Source organism: Streptomyces bathyalis, assembly GCF_015910445.1.
In the GTDB taxonomy this organism is placed as follows: Bacteria; Actinomycetota; Actinomycetes; order Streptomycetales; family Streptomycetaceae; genus Streptomyces; species Streptomyces bathyalis.
Genome location: NZ_CP048882.1, coordinates 2,657,767 through 2,682,144, shown reverse-complemented (window position 1 = coordinate 2,682,144; position 24,378 = coordinate 2,657,767). Strand labels below are relative to the sequence as shown.

The following is a 24,378-nucleotide window of genomic DNA, read 5'->3' as shown; positions in this document are numbered from 1 at the left end:
GCACCCGCACCGGTGCGGTCAGCGCAGCGGGGCGAAGGAGTCCGCGCCGTCCCCGCAGACGGGGAAGGGCTGCGGCACCTGCCGCGGAACGCCGGAGACGGACAACGCTGTCTCCTCGCCCGAGCCGAAGGTGAACTTCCGCTGGAGCCGCCACACCAGGTCTGAGCCCTGCTCGTACAGCGCGAAGCCCGTGGCCGTCCAGGACGCCTCGAAGCCGGCCAGCTCCTCGTACGCCCGGTCCATCGACTCCTCGGAGATTCCGTGCGCGACGGTGACGTGCGGGTGGTACGGGAAGGCCAGCTCCCGCGCCACAGGGCCCTCCGGAGAGCGCACCTGCTCCTGGAGCCAGGAGCAGGCCGACGCACCCTCGACGAGCCGCACGAAGACGACGGGGGAGAGCGGACGGAAGGTGTCGGTGCCCGACAGGCGCAGCGTGAACGGGCGCCCGGCCGCGGCTACCCGCGCCAGGTGCGCCTCGATCACCGGACGGTCGGCCGGGTCGGCCTCCGTCGGCGGGAGCAGCGTGATGTGGGTGGGGATGCCGTGGGCCGCCGGGTCGCCGAAGCTCGCACGCCGCTGCTGGAGCAGGCTGCCGTGCGGCTCGGGGACGGCGATCGAAACGCCGATTGTGACGGTCCCCACCTCGTGCTCCTCCCTGCTCGATGGCCGGTCCCCGGCCCGCTGTCTGGGTCTGTGTCCTGTGAGCTGCATCTGCCGTATGGGTCGTCGGGTGTCGTTGCCGGAATGTGCCGCGCGATCTCAGTACTTGCCGGGCAGCAGGCCCACCTTGTCGTAGGCCTGCGAGAGCGTCTCCGCCGCGACGGCCCTCGCCTTCTCCGCGCCCTTGGCCAGGAGCGAGTCGAGCGTCTCCGGGTCGTCCAGGTACTCGCGCGTGCGGGCGCGGAACGGGGCGGCCCAGTCACTCACGATCTCCGCGAGATCGGTCTTGAGCGCACCGTAACCCTTGCCTTCGTACCTCGGCTCCACTTCCGCGATTGTGGAGTCCGTCAGCGTGGCGAGGATCGTGAGCAGGTTGCTGATGCCGGGCTTGTTCTCCGGATCGAAGCGGATCTCGCTGCCCGTGTCCGTCACCGCGCTCTTGATCTTCTTCGCGGACGCCTTCGGGTCGTCCAGGAGGTCGATGATGCCCTTCGGTGACGACGCCGACTTGCTCATCTTGATCGACGGGTCCTGGAGGTCGAAGATCTTCGCCGTCTCGCGCAGGATGTACGGCTCCGGCACGGTGAAGGTCTGTCCGTAGCGGCCGTTGAACCGCTCGGCCAGGTTCCGCGTGAGCTCGATGTGCTGCCGCTGGTCCTCGCCGACGGGGACCTGGTTGGCCTGGTAGATCAGGATGTCGGCGACCTGAAGGATCGGGTACGTGAAGAGCCCCACCGACGTCCGGTCGGCCCCGTGCCGCGAGGACTTGTCCTTGAACTGCGTCATCCGGGACGCCTCACCGAAGCCCGTCAGACACTCCATCAGCCAGTTCAGCTGGGTGTGTTCGGGCACGTGGCTCTGCACGAAGAGCGTGCAGCGCTCCGGGTCGAGGCCCGTGGCCAGCAGCTGTGCGGCGGCGAGGCGGGTGTTGTCCCGGAGCTCCGCCGGATCCTGCGGGAGCGTCAGCGCGTGCAGGTCGACGACCATGTAGAAGGCATCGTGTGTCTCCTGCAGCGCCACCCACTGGCGAACGGCGCCCAGGTAGTTGCCGATGTGGAACGAACCCGAGGTGGGCTGGATGCCGGAGAGTACACGCGGACGGTCATTGGCCATGCGCCCATTGTCTCAGGTCCGCCCTGCCGGGCGTGCACAGTTGTGCCGTGAGCTGAGGCACCGTGTCGCCCGTGCGCGCCGCCTCAGCGCGGTTCCCGCGTCCGCGTGCGCCGGATCCGCGCCCCGTCCATGACGCGGTCGGCACCGCACCACTGCGCCCCTCTCCGGCCCGCCCGCCCCCCGGGCGTCCCGTGAGAACCCCGCACGGGCAGCAAAGTTTCTTCTCAGCCCGCCGGGTGGACGATAGAAATAGGCAGCCCTCCGCGCCGCCACGGGAAGACGTGAGACGCAGCGGGAGGCGCCGCGGGACCATACGAGACGAACGGAGACCCCGGATGTCCACCTCGGAAAGGCTGATCGCCGCCTCCGAAGCGCGCAGCGCCCACAACTACCACCCCCTGCCCGTCGTGGTCGCCTCCGCCGAAGGCGCCTGGGTGACCGATGCCGACGGGCGGCGCTACCTCGACATGCTCGCCGGTTACTCGGCGCTCAACTTCGGGCACCGCAACCAGCGGCTCATCGACGCTGCCAAGGCCCAGCTGGACCGGGTGACGCTCACCTCCCGCGCCTTCCACCACGACCGCTTCGGCGAGTTCTGCGAGCAGCTCGCCGAGCTGTGCGGCATGGAGATGGTCCTGCCCATGAACACGGGCGCGGAGGCCGTCGAGACGGCCGTGAAGACGGCTCGCAAGTGGGGTTACCAGGTCAAGGGCGTGCCCGACGGCCGGGCGAAGATCATCGTCGCCGACAACAACTTCCACGGGCGTACGACGACGATCGTCTCCTTCTCCACCGACCCTGAGGCACGTGCCGACTTCGGTCCGTACACCCCGGGATTCGAGGTCGTCCCTTACGGCGACCTCGCCGCCCTGGAGGCAGCCGTCGACGACGACACCGTCGCCGTCCTCATGGAGCCCATCCAGGGCGAGGCGGGCGTCCTGGTGCCGCCCGCCGGCTACCTGCCGGGCGTGCGCGAGCTGACGCGCAGCCGCAACGTGCTCATGATCGCGGACGAGATCCAGTCCGGGCTGGGCCGCACCGGCGCGACCTTCGCGCTGGAGCACGAGGGCGTGCACCCCGACATGTACGTGCTGGGCAAGGCGCTCGGCGGCGGCGTCGTGCCCGTCTCCGCGGTGGTCTCCTCGCGGGAGGTGCTGGGCGTCTACAGGCCCGGCGAGCACGGGTCGACGTTCGGCGGCAACCCGCTCGCGTGCGCCGTCGCCCTCGAGGTGATCGCCATGCTGCGCACCGGCGAGTACCAGCAGCGCGCGAAGGAGCTGGGCGAGCACCTCCACCACGAACTGGGCGTGCTCGTCGGGGGCGGAGCCGTACGCGAGGTGCGCGGGCGCGGCCTGTGGGCCGGCGTGGACATCGACCCGGCGCACGGCAGCGGACGGGAGCTGTCGGAGAAGCTGATGGGCCGCGGCGTCCTGGTCAAGGACACGCACGGCTCGACGATCCGCATCGCGCCACCGCTGGTCGTCACGAAGGAGGACCTCGACTGGGGTCTGGAGCAGCTCGGCGACGTCCTGGGCGGCTGACGGCGGGGCGCGTCCGCGTCGTCCCGAGGACCCGCGCACGGCCGGGCGGGACCGGGTGAGCAGTGCTCGCCAGGTCCCGCCCGTCGCGTTTCCCGTGCTACCTCTCCAGCAGCTTAAGCACCCGCGCCCAGCCGTCCTCGCGGGCGGCCTGGTCGGAGCCGGAGGTGCTGACGACCTGGCCGTCGGCGCCGCCCTCCTGGCCGGGCTGACCGTAGGGGAACCAGTTCACGTGGTGGCCCGCCTTCGGGTACGTGACCTGGCGGTGGCTCGCACCGGACGCGTTCTTCTGTGAGGCGATGACGCGGGCGGCCTCCGCTGAGCCCCACATCTTGTCGTTGCCTCCGGCGATCGCCAGCACGGTGCCGCGTACGTTGTCCAGCCGGATCGGGCCCGCCGGGATCGGCCTGCCGCCCTCGGCCCAGGCGGCGCGGCCCGAAGCACCCGCCAGATAGGGGCCGTTGATCCTTGCGGAGGGCGCGTAGGCGATGACGTCGCGGAACAGGCGCGGGTGGCGCTGGCCGAGCAGCTGGGCGATCTCGCTGCCGCGTGAATTGCCCATCACCGCAAGGCGCTTGGCGTCGGCGCCCGGCTCGTCGCCCAGTACGCGGGCGGCGCGGACGAAGTAGGCCGTGTCGATCATGTTGATGGCGTCCGGACGCCCGGAGCCCTTGCCGCAGCGGAAGTAGCAAAGGCTCAGCGCGGGATGGCCGCGCGCGGCGAGCAACGCGGCAGCGTACTCACCGGAGTTGCCGCCCTCCGAACCGCCGAAGACCAGGACGGGGGCCTTGCGCCGCTCGCCCTTCGGCGGCGTGTACATCTCGCCGTCGATGCGGTTCTTCGCGACGGTGAGCTTGCGGTGGCGCACCTTGGACGTCAGCCACTGGCGGGTGACCGTACGGTCCGCGAGACGCTTGCCGTGCTTGCTGACGGTCAGGCGCACCTCGAACGAGCGCTTCTCGGCCGGTGACGGCGGGTGGTAGGAGAAGGCGTCGCCGCTGCCGATCATCTTCACGCCGCTGCCGGCCGTGGGCAGCATCGAACTGATCAGGCCCGTGCTGTCGGCCTTCGCGTACGGGCGCCCGCCGCGCGGTGCCTGCTCGTCCAGGTCGATGCGGCCGTGCGCGTCGGCGCTGAAGTCGCCGTGCGCGCTCCACGGTTGACTGCGCTGGTCCACGGCGTGCACGGCGACACGCACACGGTCCCGCGCACGGAGGCCGCCGATGCGCACCTTCATGTCCTGGTCGGCGAGTGCCACGGGGCGGTCGACGTGGATCGCCGCGTGGTCCTCGTCCGGCTTGGCCGCGTCGTCCGTGCCGCCGCCGCCCGAGCAGGCCGCCGTCGCGGCCAGCATCAGCAGTGCGGCGAAGCCCGCTCGTGCCTTCGGTATGCGTCCCACCCGGGGCACCCTACGCACCCCCGCACCGCTCCGCGGAACCTGGCATTCCTCCCGGGTGGAAATCCGAGAGGAAATCCGCCACTCTTTCGCGCATGCTGCCCGCAGAGCGTGACTTCTATTTAACGCAGAGCGTCCACAGTGATCCCGGTAGGGCGGACAGACTCGCGGGACTTCCCAGTGGTCCCGCCGAACTGGCCCTGCTCGTACGGCACTTGCTCATCCACCGAGAGGAGGCCGGCCGTTACGGGTGTGCCCTGCCGGAATCCCGCTACCGCACCGAGGCGGAGACCCGCTACATAGCCGACATCCTGGACATGGTCCTGGAGCTCGACGACGCTCCGCTCTCCGCCCCACGCCGTCCCCTCGACCGGTTCGCCGGCACCTGCCGCGACTTCGCGCTGCTGCACTGCGCACTCCTGCGCCACACCGGAACCCCGGCCCGTATCCGCTGCGGTTACGCCACCTACTTCGCCGAGGGCTTCCACGACGACCACTGGGTCACGGAATACGCCCACCCCGAGCACGGCTGGACGCTCGGCGACCCGCAGATGGTGCCGGACGTTCGCATCGAGTCCCCGTACGAGCTGGACTTCGACCCCCTCGACGTGCCCCGCGACCGCTTCCTCGTCGCCGGGGAGAGCTGGCGCCGCTGCCGCACCGGCGAAGCCGACCCGAAGACCTTCGGCGTCAGCGTGCTGGGCCTCATGGGCCTGTGGATGGTGCGCGCCAACGTCGTACGCGACCTGGCGGCGCTCAACAGGGCCGAGGTGCTGCCCTGGGACGCCTGGGGGGTCGGCGACGCCGGACGGGACGGCCAGGACGAGGCAGGGGAGGCGACCTTGGCGGTGCTCGACGAGGCGGCGCGCGCGACCGTCACCGCCGACTTCGAGGAGGTGCGCGCCCTGTACCGCGACAGCCCGGGCCTGCGGGTGCCGGAGACCATCACCTCGTACCAGTCGTTCGACGGTGAGTGCGAGGTGCGTCTGCGCGGCGGCCCGCAGGACCGGTAGCCGCGTCGGGGCCGGCGGTTGACGCCGGCCCCGACGGAGCGACGGTGGCGATGACTGTGCGGGGTTCTCCCCGGAGGTCAGCCGGCCTGTGCCGTCTCGTACAGGTTCTTCGCGTCCTCCCCGAAGTACGGTCCGAACATCGTGTTCGGCAGGAAGGTGTAGCCGAAGCTGTTCACCGAGGACTGCAGGCCCTTGCCCGACGCCTCGTCGAATTCCGTGAACCACGGGCCGCCGCTGGAGCCGCCCGTCATGTTGCACGAGAGGCCGTGGTCCTTGGTGAGCAGGAAGTCCTGGAAGGACGTACCGCTGCAGTAGATCAGCTTCTCGCCGTCGTACGGGTCGGCGGCGGGGAAGCCGAAGGCGTACATGGTGGTGTTGTAGGCGGCGTTGAAGGAGAGCCCCTGACCGCCGACGACGTCCGTGAGCTTCTTGCCGTCGAGGGGGTTCACCACGGCGGCGCCGACGTCGAAGTTCATGTCCTCGCTGGCCTCCCACTGCGGGGTGGTCAGCGTCTTGGAGGCGGTCCACTTGCCGTGGGGTGCCTCGCCGTCGTGATAACCGGGCACGAACACCCAGTCGGTGTGCCAGGCGCCCTGGTACTTCACGCAGTGCCCGGCCGTGATGACCGTGCTGCCGTTGTCGCTGGTGACCGCGTCGCCGGAGCAGGAGGCGTCACGGCCGCCCATCTTGAAGAACACACGGCCCGTGGTCTTCACCACGTCGCCGCCGCCGGACCAGGGACCACCCGGTTCGGGCAGCGCCTTGGTGATGGTGTCCGTGTCGAGCGGGGGTATCTTCAGCTCCTCGCCGCGGGGCACGGCCTTGCCGGCCCGCTCGACGGCGCGGGCGCCGATGTCGAGGAGGTCTTCGACGGGCGTGGCCTCACGCATCCGTTCGGCGGTCCACGCCCCGGCGGCACGTTCCTGAGCGGCCTTGGGCACCGCCGAAGCGGGCGTGCTGCCACCGGAGTCGGCGCTCGCGGGGGTGGCCTGAAGCGCGAGGCCGAGGAGGGCACCTACGGCCACCAGGGCGCTGGCGCCCCGGCGCATACGTCGTGTGCGTCTCACGCGTACTCCTTCTGCTGGGATGGGGCAGATGAGTGGTGCGGACAGACGTGCGTTTGCAGGGATCCGAGATCCCCGTGGTGCGGTGGTGCGTCGATAGCGTGCCCCGAAATCGGCCCCGATGAACGGAAGTCGTGGCACTGGCACGACAAAGCGCCCGGGGCGGTGCTCCGGGCGCTGTCGGGTGCGCGGACGAGCGGGCGCGTGGCGTGCGCCCGCTCGCGTCGAGGGTCAGAAGCGGCGCGTGATCAGCGCCCGCTTGACCTCCTGGATCGCCTTCGTCACCTCGATGCCGCGAGGGCAGGCGTCCGTGCAGTTGAACGTGGTGCGGCAACGCCACACGCCGTCCTTGTCGTTGAGGATCTCCAGCCGCTGCTCTCCGGCCTCGTCGCGGCTGTCGAAGATGAAGCGGTGCGCGTTGACGATGGCCGCCGGGCCGAAGTACTGCCCGTCGTTCCAGAAGACCGGGCACGAACTCGTGCAGGCCGCGCACAGGATGCACTTCGTGGTGTCGTCGAAGCGCTGCCGGTCCTCGGCGGACTGCAGCCGCTCACGCGTCGGCTCGTTGCCGCTCGTGACCAGGAACGGCATGACGTCCCGGTACGCCTGGAAGAACGGGTCCATGTCGACGACGAGGTCCTTGAGAACCGTCAGGCCCTTTATCGCCTCGACCAGGATCGGCTTGGAGCCCTTGCCGTCCTTGATCGCCGCTATGTCCTTGATCAGCGTCTTGCACGCCAGCCGGTTGCGGCCGTTGATGCGCATCGCGTCCGAGCCGCAGATGCCGTGCGCGCAGGAGCGCCGGAAGGTCAGCGTCCCGTCCAGTTCCCACTTGATCCTGTGGAGCGCGTCCAGGACACGGTCCTTGGGATCGATGTCGAGGGTGAAGTCCTCCCAGTTCGCGTCCGCCGAGACCTCCGGGTTGAAGCGGCGGATCCGGAAGGTGACGGTGACCAGGTGCGAGGCCTTCGGCTCGGTACCGGGCGCGGACCGGCCGGACTTGTCCATGACTGCGGTGCTCATCAGTACTTACGCTCCATCGGCTGGTAGCGGGTCTGCACGACCGGCTTGTAGTCCAGCCGGATCGACTCTGTCCCGTCGTCGCCCACCTCGCGGTACGCCATGGTGTGCCGCATGAAGTTGACGTCGTCACGGTTGGGGTAGTCCTCGCGGTAGTGGCCGCCGCGGGACTCCTTGCGGGCGAGCGCGGAGACGGCCGTCACCTCGGCCAGATCCAGCAGGTTGCCCAGCTCGATGGCCTCCAGCAGATCGGTGTTGAAGCGCCTGCCCTTGTCCTGGACGCTGATGTTCCGGTAGCGCTTGCGCAGTTCGCCGATCTCCTCGACGGCCTCCTTCAGCGTCTGCTCGCTGCGGAAGACCATGACGTTCTTGTCCATGCACTCCTGGAGTGCCTTGCGGATCTCCACGACCCGCTCGTTGCCGGTGGCGTCGCGCAGGTTCTCCACCTCGCCCTCGACGAACGCGGCCGGGTTCTCCGGCAGTTCGGTGAAGTCGGCGGTGGCGGCGTAGGCGGCGGCCGCGATGCCGGCCCGCCGTCCGAAGACGTTGATGTCCAGCAGCGAGTTGGTGCCGAGCCGGTTCGCGCCGTGCACGGACACGCAGGCGACCTCCCCGGCCGCGTACAGGCCGGGCACCGGCGTGCTGTTGTCCGCGAGCACCTGGCCCTGCACGTTGGTCGGCATGCCGCCCATCGCGTAGTGCGCGGTCGGCTGGATCGGCACCGGGTCGGTGTACGGCTCGATGCCGAGGTAGGTACGGGCGAACTCGGTGATGTCCGGGAGCTTCGCGTCCAGCTGCTCGGGCGGCAGGTGCGTCAGGTCGAGGAAGACGTGGTCCTTGTCGGCGCCGCAGCCGCGTCCCTCGCGGATCTCGGTGTAGATCGCGCGGGATACGACGTCACGGGAGGCGAGGTCCTTCATCACCGGCGCGTACTTCTCCATGAAGCGCTCGCCGTCGCGGTTGCGCAGGATGCCGCCCTCACCGCGGGCACCCTCGGTGAGCAGGATGCCCATCTTCCAGATGCCCGTCGGGTGGAACTGGAAGAACTCCATGTCCTCCAGCGGCAGTCCGCGACGGAAGGCCGCGGCCTGGCCGTCGCCCGTGAGGGTGTGCGCGTTCGAAGTGACCTTGAAGAACTTGCCGTTGCCGCCGGAGGCGAACACGACCGCCTTGGCCTGGAAGACGTGGATCTCACCGGTGGCCAGCTCGTAGGCGACGACGCCGGCGGTCTTGCGCACGCCGTCGACCTCGCCCAGCAGCAGGTCCAGGACGTAGAACTCGTTGAAGAACTCCACGCCCTCCTTCACGCAGTTCTGGTACAGCGTCTGAAGGATCATGTGGCCGGTACGGTCCGCCGCGTAGCAGGACCGGCGCACCGGTGCCTCGCCGTGGTTGCGGCTGTGACCGCCGAAGCGGCGCTGGTCGATGGTGCCGTTCGGGGTGCGGTTGAACGGCAGGCCCATCTTCTCCAGGTCGAGGACCGAGTCGATGGCCTCCTTCGCCAGGATCTCGGCGGCGTCCTGGTCGACCAGGTAGTCGCCGCCCTTGATCGTGTCGAAGGTGTGCCACTCCCAGTTGTCCTCCTCGACGTTGGCGAGGGCCGCGGCCATTCCGCCCTGGGCGGCGCCGGTGTGGGAGCGGGTCGGGTAGAGCTTCGTCAGCACGGCGGTGCGGCTGCGCTTCGTGGACTCGATGGCCGCGCGCATGCCGGCGCCGCCGGCCCCGACGATCACGGTGTCGTACTTGTGGATCTTCATTGGGTTACCTCAGCCCCGTACGTGCGTCAGCGGATGTTCGGGTCGAAGGTGAAGATCACCAGCGTGCCCAGCAGGACGGTGAAGACGGTGGCCGTGTACAGCAGCATCTTCAGCCACAGGCGGGTGCCGTCCCGCTCCGCGTAGTCGTTGATGACGGTCCGCAGGCCGTTCGCGCCGTGCAGCATCGCGAGCCACAGCATCATCAGGTCCCAGACCTGCCAGAACGGCGAGGCCCAGCGGCCGGCCACGAAGGCGAAGCTGATCTTGCTCACGCCGCCGTCCAGCACGAGCTGGATCAGCAGGTGGCCGATGACCAGCACGACGAGGACGATGCCGGACAGCCGCATGAACAGCCATCCGTACAGCTCGAAGTTGGTGCGGGTCGTCTTCGGGGTGCGCGAGGTGCGGGCGCGCGGCGGGGAGATCACCGGAGCCGGGTTGTCGGCGCTGTAGCGTGTGCCGCCGTCGCCGGGGCCCTCGGAGGTCGCGTTCGCGGTGTCGGTCGACATGGTGCATCAGCTCCCGAACAGCGAGTGCAGAGTGTGCTGAAGGACGGGGTAGAAGGCGCCGATCATCAGGACGCCCCAGACGCCCATCACGGTCCAGAGCATCTGCTTCTGGTACCTCGGCCCCTTCGACCAGAAGTCGACGGCCACGACGCGGAGGCCGTTCAGCGCGTGGAAGAGGACCGCGGCCACGAGGCCGTACTCCATGACATTCACGAGGGGCGTCTTGTAGATCGCCACGGTCTCGTCGTAGGTCTCGGGCGAGACGCGGACGAGCGCGGTGTCCAGCACGTGCACGAACAGGAAGAAGAAGATGAGGACACCGGTGACTCGATGAGCCACCCAGGACCACATGCCTTCCCGGCCGCGGTAGAGCGTTCCAGCCGGCACGGAAAAAAACTCCTCCGGAGCGAAGTCAGAGCCGGCCGCCATCTTCGGCTGAGAGTGCAGCGGTGTCGGTCGGGCTCGGCCGGGTACGGACCACCGGCCTGAGCCATCGTAGCGACGCTTTGTCGGTACATCGGTCCCGGGAGGGCCGGATGTGATCAATCAGGCAGTGACGGGCGGCACATGAGAGACGCAGGTCACAGCTTCGTCGGCCTTCGTCGCAGGGTCGGCACATCTGCGCGCCACGCCCGGCCGGAGGCGGGGGCAACTCGCCACCCGGGCGGCGGAGAAGGGTCCACTGCCGGGCTTCGTCACAGGTGCCGGCCCGACCTCGCGGGCACCCTTCAGTGCGCCTCCGGAAGCACCCTCACCAGGCGGCGGAGCCTGGCACGGGCGAGGCGCCGCAGTTCCTCCGCCACCACCGGACGTTCCTCCTCGGGGTCGTTTCCGAGGCGGGTCCGCACGGCGGCGAGTGCCTGGTCGAGCCACTCGTCCGGACCCCACTCCTCGAGGCATACGAGGAAGGCGTGCCCGAAGCGGTTCTCGTAGGCGGCATGGGCGGCACGCAGCGCGGTGTGCGCCGCGAGGAGGCCGGGCCGGTCATGGCCTCGCGGACCGCGCCCCGGCCCGGAGCGCGCCACACCGTCGTCCGGTGCGGGCAGTTGGGGCGCCTCCGAGGCCAGGGCCTCGGCGATGTCCGCGGGCGTCATGTCGTAGCTCGCCTCGTCCAGGGCCGCCAGCAGCGAGCCCGGCTCCGGGTAGGGGCGGCACGCGGCGATGCGGGCCGCCCACCGGGTGCTGCCGCAGCAGCGCAGCAGCATGGCGGTGGCCATCTCGTCGGGCGCGGCGTTGAAGCGGGACAGAGGCATCGGCGGGGGCGCCGTCACCGGGTCGCGCCACTGCGGTTGCCGGGCGGCCACGACGGGCATGCCCTCGGCCGGCCCGGGACCCGGGGGGCCTGCCTCCAGGTTCAGGCCGGAGGCACCATCGGGTGCGCCGACGACGTGCACGGCCGGGGCCTTCTCGTCGCTTCGCGGGCTTGGCGGCGGCATGGGCTCCTCGGGCGGCCGGCTGACATGGGATTCCGATCCGGCATACGGGCCAATGCTCGCTGCGGCGGACCGGTGAGGGAGTCCGGCCCTGAACGGCCGGACGCGCTCCGCGGCTCGCCCAACTGCCGCTGTGTGACATCCGATACAGCTGCGCGGGGCTTGCCTCGGACACCGTAACGACGCAGAGCCGAACGATACGACGACTATGGGAATTTCACCCGTACGGGAACGATCCTGGTCGGATACCTGGCGAGTGAGAGTCGAAAAGGGGCAATAACGTATCCGTATGGGACCTAAGAGGCCAAAGAAACTGTCGGTTTCGACGGCCGTGCTCGCGGCCGGCGCGGTGAGCCTTCTCACCCTCGGCGGCTGCTCGAGCGAGGACGCCGGTGACCGCGCCGCGGGCGAGCGCGCGAGCGGGAGCGCCGCAGGGGGCCGCTCGCCCGCGGTGCCGAAGCCGACCGAGCCGGCCCGAACCGGCCCCGCACCCGCCTCCGTTCCCTCGGTGAGGGAGTGGAAGCCGGTGCGAGGACCGGCGTGGAAGCCGTCGAAGTTCACCCGGGTCGTCGCCGATCCGGCGGGGCCGCTCGCCGACGAGGCCAGACTGCTCGCGAAGGAACTCGACGTCCCCTTCGCCAAGGGCCCGGCCCGCACCGGGGACGTCCGGCTGAGCCTGGACCGGGGCCTGAAGACCGGCCGCGAGGGTTACGTGATGGACAGCCGCGGGGGTCAGGTGAAGATCGCGGGCACCGACCACGCGGGCGTCTTCTACGGCACCCGCACGCTGCTGCAGTCCGTGCGCGCCCGTGGGGGAGTCGCCGACGGCGTGGTCCACGACAAGCCGGACCGCCCGCAGCGGGGCCTCATGCTCGACATCGCGCGCAAGCACTTCGGTGCCGGGTGGATCGAGGACCGCATCCGTGAGATGGGCGATCTCAAGCTCAATCAGCTCCAGTTGCACATCTCGGACGACCAGGCCTTCCGGGTCGAGAGCAGCTCGCACCCCGAGGTCGTCTCCGATCCGCATCTGACCAAGGCGCAGGTGCGCCGCATCGTGCGCCTCGCCGAGTCCCGGCACATCGACGTCATTCCGGAGATCGATTCGCCCGGTCACCTCGGCGCCGTCATCAAGGCACACCCGGAGATCCAGCTGAGGAACGCCGCGGGACGGCCGACCGAGGGCGCCGTGGACATCTCCGATCCGCGTGCGGCGAAGATCGTCGACGATCTGCTGCGCGAGTACGCCGACCTCTTTCCCGGCAAGTACGCGCACCTGGGCGGTGACGAGTACCTCGCCCTGGCGCAGCGGGATCCCGAGGCCTCGTACCCGGGACTGGCCGCCAAGGCGCGAGAGGAGTTCGGCCGCGACGCCCGCGTCCAGGACCTGGCGACCGACTGGCTCAACGACAGGGCCGCCGCCGTACGGGAGAAGGGCAAGACCCCGCAGGCGTGGAACGACGGCATTCATGCGGGCGGAGTGGTCCGCGCCCAGCATGACCGGCAGGTCGCCTACTGGACGGGCAGGGAGCCCGGCGAGCGCAGCCCCGAGTCGTATCTGAGGGAGGGCTGGAAGTTGATCAACCTCAACGACGAGTTCCTCTATTACGTGCTCGGCGAGCCCAACAACTTCACATATCCGACGGGTCGCCGCATCTACGACGAATGGACTCCGGCAGTGCTCCGCGGAACCAAACCGGTTCCGAAATCCCTCTCGGGTCCCGAGCACATCCCCGGCGGTCGCTTCGCCGTGTGGTGCGACCGCTCCGGAGCACAGACACAGGAACAGGTCGCCGCCGGGATCAGGCCGCCGCTCCGCGCGACGGCGCAGAAGTTGTGGGACCCCGGAAAACCGGCCATGAGCTGGGAAGACTTCAAGCGGCTGGGTGAGCGGGCGAGCTGAATCCGCCCGGCGGGCCTGCCGGAAAATGCGAGAGCGACCGGGGTCGCCACCCCCCACAGGAGAGACCCCGATCGCCCTCGAGAACGGGCGCACCACGCCAGGGGCAGGCCCGTACTCTCTTCAGCGTTCGCGATCCGCATTCTGTTACCTGGTCAACTTGCGTGGACTATGACGCACACTTGGCCTTAGCGTGCTCTCGCATCGATGCTGGTCTGTGCGTGAGGCATACGCAGTTCTGTGCGTGAGGCGAACGCAGGTATCAGCGAGACGACGACAGACGCCCGACCAGGGGCGTGACCAGATCCGTTGGGACATCGCGGAGTGGGGCGAGAGACGGCCGTGCAGGGGGACGACGCGGAGTTGACAGCCGCGGTGCGTGCGGCACAGGGCGGGGACGAGGTCGCTTTCCGCATTGTGTACCGCACTGTGCACCCGCGGCTGCTCGGCTATGTCCGCACCCTGGTCAGTGACGCCGACGCCGAGGACGTCACATCCGAGGCCTGGCTGCAGATAGCCCGCGACATCAGCCGGTTCAGCGGCGACGCGGACCGCTTCCGCGGCTGGGCCGCGCGAATAGCCCGCAACCGGGCGCTCGATCATCTGCGTACAAGAGGCCGCCGCCCCGTCATCGGCGGGGACGAGAGCGACCTGGCCGTTCTGCCGGCCGGCGCCGACACGGCCGCCGAGGCACTCGAAGCACTCGGCACCGGCCGCACGATGGCCCTGATATCCAGACTTCCGCAGGACCAGGCCGAGGCCGTGGTGCTGCGCGTGGTCGTCGGACTCGACGCCCAGAGCGCCGCTGACGTGCTGGGCAAGCGGGCCGGCGCCGTACGGACGGCTGCGCACCGGGGCCTGCGCAAGCTCGCGCAGCTTCTGGACGAATCCGCCGAAGATCTTCCGGATGCGGGAGAACCGCCACCCGGTCCGGAAGCGTCTCCTACGGCACGCGGTGTGACGCATAAGGCCACACGAACGCTGAGGGAAACGTGATGGCGGACGACGACCGGTACAGGTGGCTGGACGACGAGGCGGCGGAGCGCTTGCTCCACGGCCAGGTGGTCAATGCGCGTAGCACCCGGCGCGGTGGACGTCACGCGGCCGATCACGACAATGCTGAAGGCGCTCCCACCAGCGGCTACGGCCGTACCGCGCCCGGTCCCTCCTGGGCACGCGCTCATGGCTCGGTGCCGGAGCAGCGCACCGGTGAGGAGACCCTCGACTTCTTCCTCGACTCGCTCGTGGCCGAGCAGACGGCGACGTTGCACGCACTGGGCCTGGCCCGCACCGGAAGGGTCCCGGCCGAGGCGGGCGGGGAACTGCCCGGGGAGGCCGCCGCCGTCGAGGCGTTCCGCGAGGCGAATCTGGTGACGAACGCCGGGCACAGCGGAACCGTCGACATCTCGGCGGGTCCGACCGAGGCCGAAACCGTCGTCGGCAGGCGCGCCGCGCGTGAGAACCAGAAGCGCCGCTCCCGCGACCGCCGTCCCGGAGCCACGCGGCGCACCCCCCTCATGGGACGTCCGCTGCGTGCCGGCTTCGCCATGGCTGTCGCCGGATGCGCGCTCGGCGGTGCGGCGGTCGCGGCCGGAACAGGCGTGCTGCCCACGCCGTTCGGCGGCGGCGGTTCTCCCGCGGCGAGCGTGTCCCCGCTGGCCAGTCCCGATGAACGCGAGGACTCGGCGGGCGCGGGCGGCAGTCCGTACGACGGCAACGGTCCAAGACGCGGCACCCGCGGGGGTGACCCGTCCGACTCGCCCAGTGGCGAGGACCTCGCGGGCAAGGAGCGCGGACGGGACGGGAAGTCCAAGGGCCCCGCCGGCGACGAGGACTGGTGGAACGGCAACGGCAAGGGCCTCACGGAGTCGGACAAGAAGGCGATGGCCCGTGCGCTGTGCAACGCGTACGAGGACGACAAGCTCTCCACTCACGACAGGTTCCGCCTCGAGTTGGTGGCCGGCGGCCCCGAGGGCGTGAAGAAGTGGTGCGACAGGCACGACGGCGGCCGCGACGATGACGACTCCGACGGCGTGGGCAGTTCGGGAGGCGTAGGCGCACCCGGCGGTCCTGATGGTCCCGGCGGCCCGGGAGGGGACGACGGCGGCAACGACGATCCCGACGGCGGCGACGACGGGAGCGGATACAGCGGCGGCGAGTCGGGCGGCGACGAGCCCGACGGTGGCGGTGACGGCGGCAGCAGGCCCGACGACAGTGGCGGCACCGACGGCACCGACAGTCAGAGCGGCGATTCGGACGGCCTCTCCTCACCGGACGCTTCACCGACTGCGGACGAGACGGCCCCGGCCGGCGCCGGGTCGTAGGAGGTCGCGAACTGGCCCGCGCCCGGGACTTGTTCGCTTCCGTGCAAGCACAGCCCCCGGCTTCCGCCGGGGGCTTCGTCATGGGGTCGGTCCGTACGCGCTGTCGTGGGGTCCGTCAGCCCGCGTTCTCAGGGTCGCTCCGGGGCCGGTTCATGGCCTTCTCACCTGCCGGTATGCGCCCGTTCACGAAGCGTCCGAACAGGCGGGGAGCAACTGTGATGCAGGTCACACAATTTAGTTGAATGCTGGTGTGACACTTTCGGCTTGGACGACGCAGTAACAAGTGAGCCGACTGGTCATCGGCTGCGCGACAAGTCCGAGGTTCCCCCCGTACCTTCGGGCTCGCGCATATGGCGCGGGCGGGACACGTTCCCCCGGTCCCGCCCGCGCCCCATCTTCATCGGGGATCCGGCGCCACAGCCGGCGAAGCCGCCCTCAGGGGCGGCTTTCTCGCTTCCCACCCTCGTTCAAGCTTCTTGCCACGCCCCCGCCCGCGCCTCTCGCGGCAGGCGGCCGGCGGGGGGCTCACTTGTAGACGACGACCTTGTCGCCCTTCCGTACCTGTGCGAAGAGCGCCGCGATCTTCTTCTTGTCCCGCACGTTGACGCAGCCGTGCGACGCGCCCGAGTACCCGCGGGCCGCGAAGTCCGAGGAGTAGTGGATCGCTTGGCCGCCGCTGAAGAACAGCGCGTAGGGCATCGGGGTGTCGTAGATCGTCGAGACGTGGTCACGGCTCTTGAAGCCGACGCTGAACTTCCCCTCCCGCGTGGGCGTGTAGGCCGAGCCGAAGCGCACGTCCATCGCCGCGAGCATCCGCCCGTTCACGTACCAGGCCAGCGTGCGGCTCTTCTTGCTCACGCACAGGGCGCGCCCCGTGAGGCAGCGCGGATCCGGGGTGTCCAGCGGAAGAGTCGTCGGCGGGTACAACTCGGCGTGGGACGGGGGAGTTGTGCGGGCGCGCAGCGCGGCCCACACGCTCGACGTGACGGCACCGCCGGTGCTCATGCCCTGCTGCCGCTGGAAGGAGCGGACCGAAGCCGCGGTGACGGAGCCGTAGTAGCCCGTCGGATTGCGGTCGAAGAGCTGCAACTTGCGCAACCGCGCCTGGAGTTCGCGCACCTGGGCGCCCTCCGCACCCGTCGCGAAGAGTATGGGGTCGGCAGGCGCGGCCCGCTTCACCGGCCGCGCCTCAGCGGGCTTGCCGGGGTTCTTGTCCTGTGTGCTGTTGCTCACGGAGGAGCGCGCGGGCCTCTCGGTCGGCGCTGGCGCGACCGAAGTCTTCGTCACATGGATCGGCGCACTCCCGTTCGTCTGCGCCTTGCAGCCCGCTGCTGCGCCCCCGCCGACGACGAGCGCCGCCGTCACCGCCCACACGCTGCTGCGCCTTACAACTACCGGCCTTCTCGGCCGTCCCGCCCCCGCCATGCAAACCCCCGGAACCTGATCGGACAACACGGAATTCCCGACATCGATCGCCCATTCTCTTCCCTCGTGGTCCGCGTGTGAACCTCGGTGCATCGCGGCATCCTGTGAGGGCGGGACGCCATGCTGTGAGCAAGGTCCCAGCTTGCGGACCTGCAACGGACAGACCCGGATCGCTACAGTCCGTGGCAATCGAAGACGACAGCCCGAGCGGCAGCAGGCTCACCCGAGCGGCGCCGCATCGGGACTGCGGCCGGAGAAGCACCGGCGCGACCCCAGACCGTACGGAGGCAGAATCCATGGCACGCCAGTCGGGCAACCAGCGGTTCAACGAGAGCGGTCTGCCCATCGAGCCTGTCTACGGTCCGGACGCGCTGCGTGACTGGGACGCCCCGGAGAAGCTGGGCGAGCCCGGCGCCTACCCGTACACGCGCGGCGTCTACCCGACCATGTACACCGGCCGGCCCTGGACGATGCGGCAGTACGCGGGCTTCGGGACGGCCACCGAGTCCAACGCTCGCTACAAGCAGCTCATCGAGAACGGCACGATGGGCCTGTCCGTCGCCTTCGACCTGCCCACCCAGATGGGCCACGACTCCGACGCGCAGCTCGCACACGGCGAGGTCGGCAAGGTGGGCGTCGCGATCGACTCCATCGATGACATGCGGGTGCTCTTCGGCGGGATTCCGCTGGAGGAAGTCTCCACCTCGATGACGATCAACGCGCCCGCCGCGCTGCTGCTGTTGCTCTACCAACTCGTCGCCGAGGAGCAGGGCGCGGACCCGGCGAAGCTCACGGGCACCATCCAGAACGACGTGCTCAAGGAGTACATCGCGCGCGGCACGTACATCTTCCCGCCCAAGCCGTCGCTGCGGCTGATCGCGGACATCTTCAAGTACTGCCGCGCCGAGATCCCCAAGTGGAACACCATCTCCATCTCCGGCTACCACATGGCCGAGGCGGGAGCCACGCCCGCGCAGGAGATCGCCTTCACGCTCGCCGACGGCATCGAGTACGTCCGTACGGCCGTCGCGGCCGGGATGAGCGTCGACGACTTCGCGCCGCGCCTCTCGTTCTTCTTCGTGGCGCGCACGACGCTGCTGGAGGAGGTCGCCAAGTTCCGTGCGGCGCGGCGCATCTGGGCGCGGGTGATGCGGGAGGAGTTCGGGGCGGAGAACCCCAAGTCGCTGATGCTGCGCTTCCACACGCAGACGGCCGGTGTGCAGCTCACCGCCCAGCAGCCCGAGGTCAACCTGGCCAGGGTGACGGTGCAGGCGCTGGGAGCCGTCCTCGGCGGCACGCAGTCGCTGCACACCAACTCCTACGACGAGGCCATCGCGCTGCCCACGGACAAGTCGGCGCGGCTGGCCCTGCGCACGCAGCAGGTCCTCGCCTACGAGACGGACGTGACGGCGACGGTCGACCCGTTCGCCGGCTCGTACGTCGTGGAGTCGATGACCGACGACGTGGAGGCGGCGGCCGTCGCCCTCATGGAACAGGTCGAGGACAGGGGCGGCGCGGTCAACGCGATCGAACAGGGCTTCCAGAAGGAAGAGATCGAGCGCAGCGCGTATGCGATCGCGCGCGAGACCGACAGCGGTGAGCGGGTCGTCGTCGGCGTGAACCGCTTCCAGCGCGACGAGGAGGACCCGTACGAGCCGCTGCGCGTCGACCCGGCGATCGAGCAGCAGCAGTGCGAGCGGCTCGCGCGGCTGCGGGCGGAGCGCGACCAGGCGGCCGTGGACGGAGCGCTGGCGGAGCTGCGCAAGGCGGCGGAGGGCACGGACAACGTCCTCTACCCGATGAAGGAGGCGCTGCGGGCGCGGGCCACGGTCGGGGAGGTCTGCAACACGCTGCGGGAGATCTGGGGCGCGTACGTGCCGACGGACTCGTTCTGACGGTTTCGGCCGGCGCCTGGCGTGGCCCTGCCGGGGGTTGCCGGATTCGCCTCGGGTTCGTTGTATGTGCCAGGGCGGGCGTCTCTTCGGGGGTTGCCGGTGTGCGCCTCGGGTTTGTGCGTGGTGGCTGGTGCGGGTTTCTTCGGGGGTTGCCGGTGTGCGCCGTCGGTTCGTGCGTGGTGCCGGGTGCGGGCCGTTCCGGGGGCGGCCCCGGGGCGGCATGATTTACGGCCGACCAACGGAACCAGTTCCGTGAGCTCTGTGTCGGCCACAAATCACGTTTAAGCCCCGGAACCATCCCCCTTCACGTCCCGCCCCCTCCCGCCGTCCCGCGTCCGCTCCTCTCGTACAGGTACGCCGTCGTCCGGTGGGCCGGACTGCCCACCGCGGCTTCCAGCCGGTGGCCTCCTCCAGCCGCTCCCCGAGTCGCGATGGTGCAACTCGTCTGCCATGGGGGCTGGTTCGCCGATAACGACGTTGGCCGGGCCCGGGCCGGAGGGGAGGCTACGGATCTCCTGGTCCCACCGGGGGAGAGTCGCTGAACGACGCGGAGGGGGCGGGGCGCGCAGGGGGGCCGTGTCCGGGCTTAAACGTGATTTGTGGCCGATGCGAACCTGGCGATCTGGTTCCCAGTGGTCGGCCGTAAATCATGCCGCCCGGACATGCCCCCCGGAGCGGCACGCCCCCGCCACCACGCACCCACCGATGGCGAACCCCGGCAAGCCCCACGCACCACGCACGGACCGATCGCGAAACCCCGGCCACCCCCCCGGGAGGGGTCACGCCGGAACCAACCGCAGGACCGCCGCCAGTCCCCGTTCCGACCCGGGCGACGCCCCCGCCGGGAGGACGTAGGAACGGAGGCCCGCCGAGGCCGCGCCGCCGTCCTTCGAGGGATGGTCGCCGACCATCAGCGTTTCGCCGGGCTCGACGCCCAACTCCCCGCACGCGTGCTGGAAGAGCCGCGGATCGGGCTTCTCCGAGTCGTGCTCGAACGAGTGGACCCACGAGGAGAAGTGGTCCGCGAGCCCGTGGTGGGCGAACGTCGCGCGCAGGTCCCAGCCCACGTCGCTGACCACCCCCAGCGCGATGCCCCGCGCGCCCAGCCGCGCGAGGACCGCTTCGGAGTCGGCGTACGGACGCCAGTGCTCCGGGGCCCGCAGCTGCTCGTACAGCGCATCGGCGTACGGCGCGAGGGCGGGGGCCGAGGCGTACCACGTGGTGAAGGCGTGCCGGTGCGCCTTCGCCGAGACGTCCCGGCCGCGCTGGGCCTCGATCACGCCGGGGTCCTGGAGGCCCGTCTCCAGGCTGGTGAGGATCTCCTCCATCTCCGCCTCTCCCACGGGATCCGGCAGTAGCGCGCGGACACGGTCGGCGTAGGTGCCGATCTGGAAGAGCGTGCCGGAGAAGTCGAAGAGCACAGCGCGGATCGGCGGCGGCGCAGGGGAACGGCGGGCGCGGATGGGGCCTTCGGGGCCGCAGACGACGGTCATGTGACTTTCCTAGCTCATTCGCGGCGTTGCCGAGCGGGCAACGGGGGAGCAGGATGTGGGTTGTATTACCGGCGAGTATGGGGAGTGCTGGTGACGGCAGAAGTCGGGACGCAGGTCGCGCCTCGGGAGTCGCGCGGGCTGGCCGAGCAGGCCGCGGCCCTGGCCGCGGGCGAGGTGACGGCACGTGAGCTGACCGAGCGTGCCCTGACCCGCATCGCGGCTACGCAGCCGACGCTCAACGCGTTCCGCCGCGTGCGCGGTGACGCCGCGCTCGTCGAAGCGGACGCGGCCGACCGGCAGTTGGCGCGTGGCGAGCGCCTGCCCCTGCTGGGCGTGCCCGTCGCGGTGAAGGACGACGTGGATGTGACGGGAGAGCCCACGGCATTCGGCTGCCCCGGCGACTTCCCCCGCAAGGAGGCGGACAGCGAGGCCGTGCGCCGGCTTCGCGCTGCGGGTGCCGTCATCGTGGGCAAGACCAACGCCCCCGAGCTCGGCCAGTGGCCCTTCACCGAGGGGCAGGCGTTCGGCGACACCCGCAACCCGTGGAGCCTGGAGCACACGCCGGGCGGGTCCTCAGGTGGATCGGCAGCCGCGGTCGCTGCGGGGCTGGTCCCGGCCGCGCTCGGATCGGACGGTGCCGGCTCGATCCGGATCCCCGCGGCCTGGAGTCATCTGGTCGGCATCAAGCCGCAGCGCGGCAGGATCTCGACGATGCCCGAGCCCGAGGCGTTCAAGGGGATCACGGTTTTCGGGCCGCTGGCTCGCACCGTGCGGGACGCGGCGCTGCTGCTGGACGTGGCGTCCGGAAGCACGGACGGGGACCTGCACCGCCCCGCGCCGGTCGAGGTTCTGCCCGCGGTCGGCCGGGACCCGGGGCGCCTGCGCATCGCGCTTTCGCTGCGCCCCCCGTGGACGGCGACGCGGAAGTCACTCGATCCGGTGGTGCGCGCCGCGGTCACGGATCTCGCGGAGCGGCTCTCGGCACTCGGTCACGAGGTCGAGGAGGCCGATCCGGACTACGGGCCGATCGGGCTGGCGTTCGTGCCCCGCGCCACCGCGGGCATCCGCGAATGGACCGGTCGCGTCCCCGAGTTCGAGCTGCTGGACCCGCGGACGCGCGGCGCCGCCCGCACGGGAAAGCTGCTGGGCGGATCGGTGCTGCGAGCGGCGCGCGCCGCGGAGGCGCCGTTGCAGCGGCGCGTGGGGCGGATCTTCAGCCGGTACGACGTCGTGCTGGCCCCCACGACGGCGACGCCGCCGATGCGGATCGGCGACCTGGCGGAACTCTCGGGTCTGCAGACCGACCGCACGATGATCGCCCACTGCCCGTACGCCTGGCCGTGGAACGCGCTGGGCTGGCCCGGTGTCAACGTCCCCGCCGGATTCACCACTTCGGGGCTGCCGCTGGGCGCGCAGCTGCTCGGGCCTGCGAGCAGCGAGCCGCTGCTCGTCCAGCTCGCCGCGCAGCTGGAGGCGGACCGGCGGTGGTTCGAGCAGTGGCCGCCGGAGGCGTCGGCGGAGAAGGGCTGAGCCACCTTCGCGGGCCGGTCGCCGGCGGTCAGCGCAGGCCGAGCCCGGGCAGGAGCCCGGTGAGCCGGTCCGTCCACGCGTCGGCCGCGATGCCGGTGTATCCGTCGGGACGGATGAGGAACAGGCCGGTGCCGTATGCCTTTTGGGCGTGCTCCTCGGCGTCGCGGATCTCGTACGGGTGGACGCCCGCCGGTACGGAGTCCGGCAGCGGTGCGCCTCCGAAGGCGAGCAGCGTCCAGTGCGGGCCCCGGAAGGCATCGAAGAGCCGGAGCCGTTCGCCTCGCGCGGTGACGGCCTCGGCATCGGGCGCGCGGTCGCCCGCGCGCAGCTCGCCGTCCGGTGCGGGGCGCAGCTCGTGGGCGAGGGAGCTGTCGCGGTAGCCGATGTCGAGCTGATGCGTCTCGCGGCCGCGCTTCTGGCGGCCGCGGTGGATGCGGGTGCTGAGCCCGAGCACGTCGGCGGCGAGGGGGAGCCTCTCCTCCTCGTACGAGTCGAGGAGCGCGTCGTCCGCGCCGTGCCGCAGCACCTGCCCGAGCTTCCAGCCGAGGTTGAAGGCGTCCTGGATCCCGGTGTTGAGGCCCTGACCGCCGGCGGGGGAGTGCACGTGAGCGGCGTCGCCGGCGAGGAGGACGCGATCCTGCCGGAAGCGGTCCGCGAGTGCCGCCCTCGGGCGGAAGACGGATGCCCAGCGCACCTCGCGCACGTCGTCCTCGGAGAGGTGGCTGCGCTCGGCGACGAGCGCGCGGATGTCGCCCGGGGAGGTCCCCGGGCGTGCGAGTTCGTCGGTGAACTGGGCCGCCAGCTGGAAGAGTTCACTGCCGTGCAGGGGGCACAGCGCCAGGGCGCCGCCCTCGGCGTGCGGCCACACGTGCCAGTGGCCGCGGTCGAGGCCGGTCAGCCGCACGTCGGCGACGAGCGTGGGATGCGGGTCGATGTTCTCGCCGGTCATCGCGATGCCGAGCGACGTCCGTACGGTGCTGCGGCCGCCGTCCGCGGCGACGAGGAACGCCGCTCGTGCCGTGCCGAGGCTGCCCCCGTCGGGTGCGGCCAGGTGCGCCGTCACGCCGTCACCGTCCTGCTGGAGTCCGGCCAGCCGGGTGCCGAACTCCACCTCGCCGCCCAGCTCCCGCAGCCTTTCGTGCAGCAACTCCTGCGTGCGCCACTGGGGGAGCATCCGGATCTCGCCGTAGGGCTCACCGGGGCGTGCCTCGGAGGGCCCCGCGAAGTCGAAGGCCTTGCCGGGTCTGTCCCCCTCCCAGGGCAGCATCCGGGGATACGGGCCGCTCTCGCGCCGCAGGGCCTCGCCGAGGCCGAGGTCGTCCAGGACCTCCAGGCTGCGCGGCTGGAGTCCCTTGCCGCGTGACCCCGGGAAGAGCGTGCCGCCCTTTTCGATCAGCCGGGCCCGTACGCCCCTGCGCGTCAGGTCGCACGCGAGGGCCAGACCCACGGGTCCGGCCCCGACCACGAGCACGGTGGAGGCCCCTTTGGCTTCCTTAACGCTGTTAAGTGATCCCATGGCAGGAGGATGCGCTTAACGGTGTTAAGTTGTCAACGTGGTGAAGGCGAAAGGGCAGCCGGGTCTGGACCGGTCGCGGGTCGTGGGCACGGCGCTGCGGCTGCTGAACGAGGTGGGACTCGACGGCCTGACCCTGCGCCGCCTGGCCAAGGAGCTGAACGTCCAGGCGCCGGCCCTGTACTGGCACGTGCGGAACAAGCAGGAACTGCTCGACGAGATGGCCACGGCGATGCTGCGCGACATGAGTGCGGCGGACGACGGGGAGGGCGTCCGGGCCGACGGCGCGCCCGCCGACGCCGACTGGCAGGAGCTGCTGGCCGGGACCGGCCGTGGCCTGCGCCGTGCGCTGCTGCGCTACCGGGACGGCGCGAAGGTCTTCGCCGGCACCCGGCTCACCGACACCGGGCACGCCGCGCAGCAGGAGGAGCATCTGCGGCGGCTGGTGGCTGCCGGCTTCTCGCCGGGTGCCGCGGCCCGCGCCTCGTTCATCGTCTTCGTCTTCACCGAGGGCTTCGTGATCGAGCAGCAAGCCGTGCAACCGATGCCGGGCGAACGCGCCCCCGGATACGACGCGGCGGAGCGGGCCCACTCGATCGGTGGTGAATTCCCCCTGGCCGCGCAGGCGGGCGCGGACCTCTTCGACGACTACGACTCCCGGTTCGAGGAGGGGCTGGCCGCCGTCATCGCCGGGATCGGCGCGACTCTCGGACCGGGCTCGGCCGGCTGACGGCGGCGGCCGGGCGAGCCGAAAACCGGTTGCCCTGCGTGGGACGGCTCTGTTGTGCTCCCCGC

20 protein-coding genes are annotated in these 24,378 nt (G+C 70.7%); 8 read left to right on the top strand and 12 right to left on the bottom strand.

All coding sequences use genetic code 11. The features are described from left to right. Positions 1-18 precede the first annotated feature (18 nt). Together G4Z16_RS11500 and trpS are read right to left on the bottom strand one after the other, a co-directional pair. Positions 19-642, bottom strand: a complete 624-nt coding sequence (locus G4Z16_RS11500) for a 2'-5' RNA ligase family protein (RefSeq protein ID WP_197350721.1) — start codon at positions 640-642, stop codon at positions 19-21. Positions 643-759: 117 nt separating this feature from the next. Next, a complete protein-coding gene (gene trpS / locus G4Z16_RS11495) occupies positions 760-1,773 on the bottom strand; it encodes a tryptophan--tRNA ligase (RefSeq protein ID WP_197350720.1) in 1,014 nt (337 codons plus the stop codon). Positions 1,774-2,108: 335 nt separating this feature from the next. Between trpS and rocD the strand changes: the two genes are divergently transcribed. After that, a complete protein-coding gene (gene rocD / locus G4Z16_RS11490; RefSeq protein WP_197350719.1) occupies positions 2,109-3,314 on the top strand; it encodes an ornithine--oxo-acid transaminase in 1,206 nt (401 codons plus the stop codon). A 97-nt stretch (positions 3,315-3,411) separates the two neighbouring features. Here rocD and G4Z16_RS11485 read toward each other — a convergent pair whose 3' ends face one another. Then, positions 3,412-4,710, bottom strand: coding sequence for an acyl-CoA thioesterase/bile acid-CoA:amino acid N-acyltransferase family protein (locus tag G4Z16_RS11485; protein WP_246530801.1), 1,299 nt, complete (start codon positions 4,708-4,710; stop codon positions 3,412-3,414). A gap of 212 nt (positions 4,711-4,922) precedes the next feature. On the opposite strand from G4Z16_RS11485, the gene G4Z16_RS11480 reads away from it, so the two are divergent. Beyond that, positions 4,923-5,720: a transglutaminase domain-containing protein gene (locus tag G4Z16_RS11480; protein WP_246530800.1), complete on the top strand. Its 798-nt coding sequence runs from the start codon at positions 4,923-4,925 to the stop codon at positions 5,718-5,720. 77 nt (positions 5,721-5,797) lie between these two features. Here the strand turns inward: G4Z16_RS11480 and G4Z16_RS11475 are convergent, their stop codons facing one another. The 6 genes from G4Z16_RS11475 to G4Z16_RS11450 form a co-directional block, all read right to left on the bottom strand. Next, a complete protein-coding gene (locus tag G4Z16_RS11475) occupies positions 5,798-6,769 on the bottom strand; it encodes a trypsin-like serine peptidase (protein ID WP_197354388.1) in 972 nt (323 codons plus the stop codon). 246 nt (positions 6,770-7,015) lie between these two features. After that, positions 7,016-7,807 (bottom strand): succinate dehydrogenase iron-sulfur subunit, encoded by a 792-nt coding sequence (locus G4Z16_RS11470; RefSeq protein WP_197350717.1) that lies wholly within the window; start codon positions 7,805-7,807, stop codon positions 7,016-7,018. Further along, positions 7,807-9,561, bottom strand: coding sequence for a succinate dehydrogenase flavoprotein subunit (sdhA, locus tag G4Z16_RS11465; RefSeq protein ID WP_197350716.1), 1,755 nt, complete (start codon positions 9,559-9,561; stop codon positions 7,807-7,809). Before sdhA ends, G4Z16_RS11470 begins: the two co-directional genes overlap by 1 nt. Before the next feature lie 26 nt (positions 9,562-9,587). Beyond that, the gene (locus G4Z16_RS11460; protein WP_197350715.1) at positions 9,588-10,070 is read right to left on the bottom strand and encodes a succinate dehydrogenase hydrophobic membrane anchor subunit; all 483 of its coding nucleotides are present in this window, start codon (positions 10,068-10,070) and stop codon (positions 9,588-9,590) included. Positions 10,071-10,076: 6 nt separating this feature from the next. Continuing rightward, complete coding sequence (sdhC, locus tag G4Z16_RS11455) at positions 10,077-10,457, bottom strand: succinate dehydrogenase, cytochrome b556 subunit (protein ID WP_197350714.1); 381 nt, start codon at positions 10,455-10,457, stop codon at positions 10,077-10,079. Between the two features lie 341 nt (positions 10,458-10,798). Then, on the bottom strand, positions 10,799-11,323 hold the full coding sequence (locus G4Z16_RS11450) for a 2-oxo-4-hydroxy-4-carboxy-5-ureidoimidazoline decarboxylase (RefSeq protein ID WP_246531272.1): 525 nt from the start codon (positions 11,321-11,323) through the stop codon (positions 10,799-10,801). Positions 11,324-11,792: 469 nt separating this feature from the next. Between G4Z16_RS11450 and G4Z16_RS11445 the strand changes: the two genes are divergently transcribed. From G4Z16_RS11445 to G4Z16_RS11435, 3 genes are all read left to right on the top strand, one after another. Next, positions 11,793-13,406, top strand: a complete 1,614-nt coding sequence (locus tag G4Z16_RS11445) for a beta-N-acetylhexosaminidase (protein ID WP_197350713.1) — start codon at positions 11,793-11,795, stop codon at positions 13,404-13,406. A gap of 339 nt (positions 13,407-13,745) precedes the next feature. Next, the gene (locus G4Z16_RS11440; protein WP_197354385.1) at positions 13,746-14,399 is read left to right on the top strand and encodes an RNA polymerase sigma factor; all 654 of its coding nucleotides are present in this window, start codon (positions 13,746-13,748) and stop codon (positions 14,397-14,399) included. Then, positions 14,399-15,727 (top strand): hypothetical protein, encoded by a 1,329-nt coding sequence (locus tag G4Z16_RS11435; protein ID WP_197350712.1) that lies wholly within the window; start codon positions 14,399-14,401, stop codon positions 15,725-15,727. The genes G4Z16_RS11440 and G4Z16_RS11435 overlap by 1 nt, the downstream gene beginning before the upstream one ends. 525 nt (positions 15,728-16,252) lie before the next feature. On the opposite strand, the gene G4Z16_RS11430 is transcribed toward G4Z16_RS11435, so the two are convergent. Next, complete coding sequence (locus tag G4Z16_RS11430) at positions 16,253-17,152, bottom strand: L,D-transpeptidase family protein (RefSeq protein WP_197350711.1); 900 nt, start codon at positions 17,150-17,152, stop codon at positions 16,253-16,255. Positions 17,153-17,448: 296 nt separating this feature from the next. Here G4Z16_RS11430 and G4Z16_RS11425 point away from each other — a divergent pair, with 296 nt between their 5' ends. Then, the gene (locus G4Z16_RS11425; RefSeq protein ID WP_197350710.1) at positions 17,449-19,047 is read left to right on the top strand and encodes an acyl-CoA mutase large subunit family protein; all 1,599 of its coding nucleotides are present in this window, start codon (positions 17,449-17,451) and stop codon (positions 19,045-19,047) included. A 779-nt stretch (positions 19,048-19,826) separates the two neighbouring features. Here the strand turns inward: G4Z16_RS11425 and G4Z16_RS11420 are convergent. Further along, positions 19,827-20,540: an HAD family hydrolase gene (locus tag G4Z16_RS11420; protein ID WP_197350709.1), complete on the bottom strand. Its 714-nt coding sequence runs from the start codon at positions 20,538-20,540 to the stop codon at positions 19,827-19,829. A gap of 90 nt (positions 20,541-20,630) precedes the next feature. On the opposite strand from G4Z16_RS11420, the gene G4Z16_RS11415 reads away from it, so the two are divergent. Continuing rightward, positions 20,631-22,070, top strand: a complete 1,440-nt coding sequence (locus tag G4Z16_RS11415) for an amidase (protein WP_197350708.1) — start codon at positions 20,631-20,633, stop codon at positions 22,068-22,070. 28 nt (positions 22,071-22,098) lie between these two features. Here G4Z16_RS11415 and G4Z16_RS11410 read toward each other — a convergent pair whose 3' ends face one another. After that, on the bottom strand, positions 22,099-23,586 hold the full coding sequence (locus G4Z16_RS11410) for an FAD-dependent monooxygenase (protein WP_197350707.1): 1,488 nt from the start codon (positions 23,584-23,586) through the stop codon (positions 22,099-22,101). Positions 23,587-23,626: 40 nt separating this feature from the next. Here G4Z16_RS11410 and G4Z16_RS11405 point away from each other — a divergent pair, with 40 nt between their 5' ends. Further along, entirely contained in the window at positions 23,627-24,313 is a 687-nt protein-coding gene (locus tag G4Z16_RS11405; protein WP_197354384.1) for a TetR/AcrR family transcriptional regulator C-terminal domain-containing protein, read from the top strand. The last annotated feature ends 65 nt before the right edge of the window (positions 24,314-24,378 follow it).

Coding starts and splice junctions, on each gene's coding strand:
- G4Z16_RS11460 (WP_197350715.1), bottom strand. CDS start 10,070: ATGTCGACCGACACCGCGAACGCGACCTCCGAGGGCCCCGGCGACGGC.
- G4Z16_RS11430 (WP_197350711.1), bottom strand. CDS start 17,152: ATGGCGGGGGCGGGACGGCCGAGAAGGCCGGTAGTTGTAAGGCGCAGC.
- G4Z16_RS11420 (WP_197350709.1), bottom strand. CDS start 20,540: ATGACCGTCGTCTGCGGCCCCGAAGGCCCCATCCGCGCCCGCCGTTCC.
- G4Z16_RS11435 (WP_197350712.1), top strand. CDS start 14,399: ATGGCGGACGACGACCGGTACAGGTGGCTGGACGACGAGGCGGCGGAG.
- G4Z16_RS11470 (WP_197350717.1), bottom strand. CDS start 7,807: ATGAGCACCGCAGTCATGGACAAGTCCGGCCGGTCCGCGCCCGGTACC.
- sdhA (WP_197350716.1), bottom strand. CDS start 9,561: ATGAAGATCCACAAGTACGACACCGTGATCGTCGGGGCCGGCGGCGCC.
- G4Z16_RS11425 (WP_197350710.1), top strand. CDS start 17,449: ATGGCACGCCAGTCGGGCAACCAGCGGTTCAACGAGAGCGGTCTGCCC.
- G4Z16_RS11410 (WP_197350707.1), bottom strand. CDS start 23,586: ATGGGATCACTTAACAGCGTTAAGGAAGCCAAAGGGGCCTCCACCGTG.
- trpS (WP_197350720.1), bottom strand. CDS start 1,773: ATGGCCAATGACCGTCCGCGTGTACTCTCCGGCATCCAGCCCACCTCG.
- G4Z16_RS11475 (WP_197354388.1), bottom strand. CDS start 6,769: ATGCGCCGGGGCGCCAGCGCCCTGGTGGCCGTAGGTGCCCTCCTCGGC.
- rocD (WP_197350719.1), top strand. CDS start 2,109: ATGTCCACCTCGGAAAGGCTGATCGCCGCCTCCGAAGCGCGCAGCGCC.
- G4Z16_RS11450 (WP_246531272.1), bottom strand. CDS start 11,323: ATGCCTCTGTCCCGCTTCAACGCCGCGCCCGACGAGATGGCCACCGCC.
- G4Z16_RS11445 (WP_197350713.1), top strand. CDS start 11,793: ATGGGACCTAAGAGGCCAAAGAAACTGTCGGTTTCGACGGCCGTGCTC.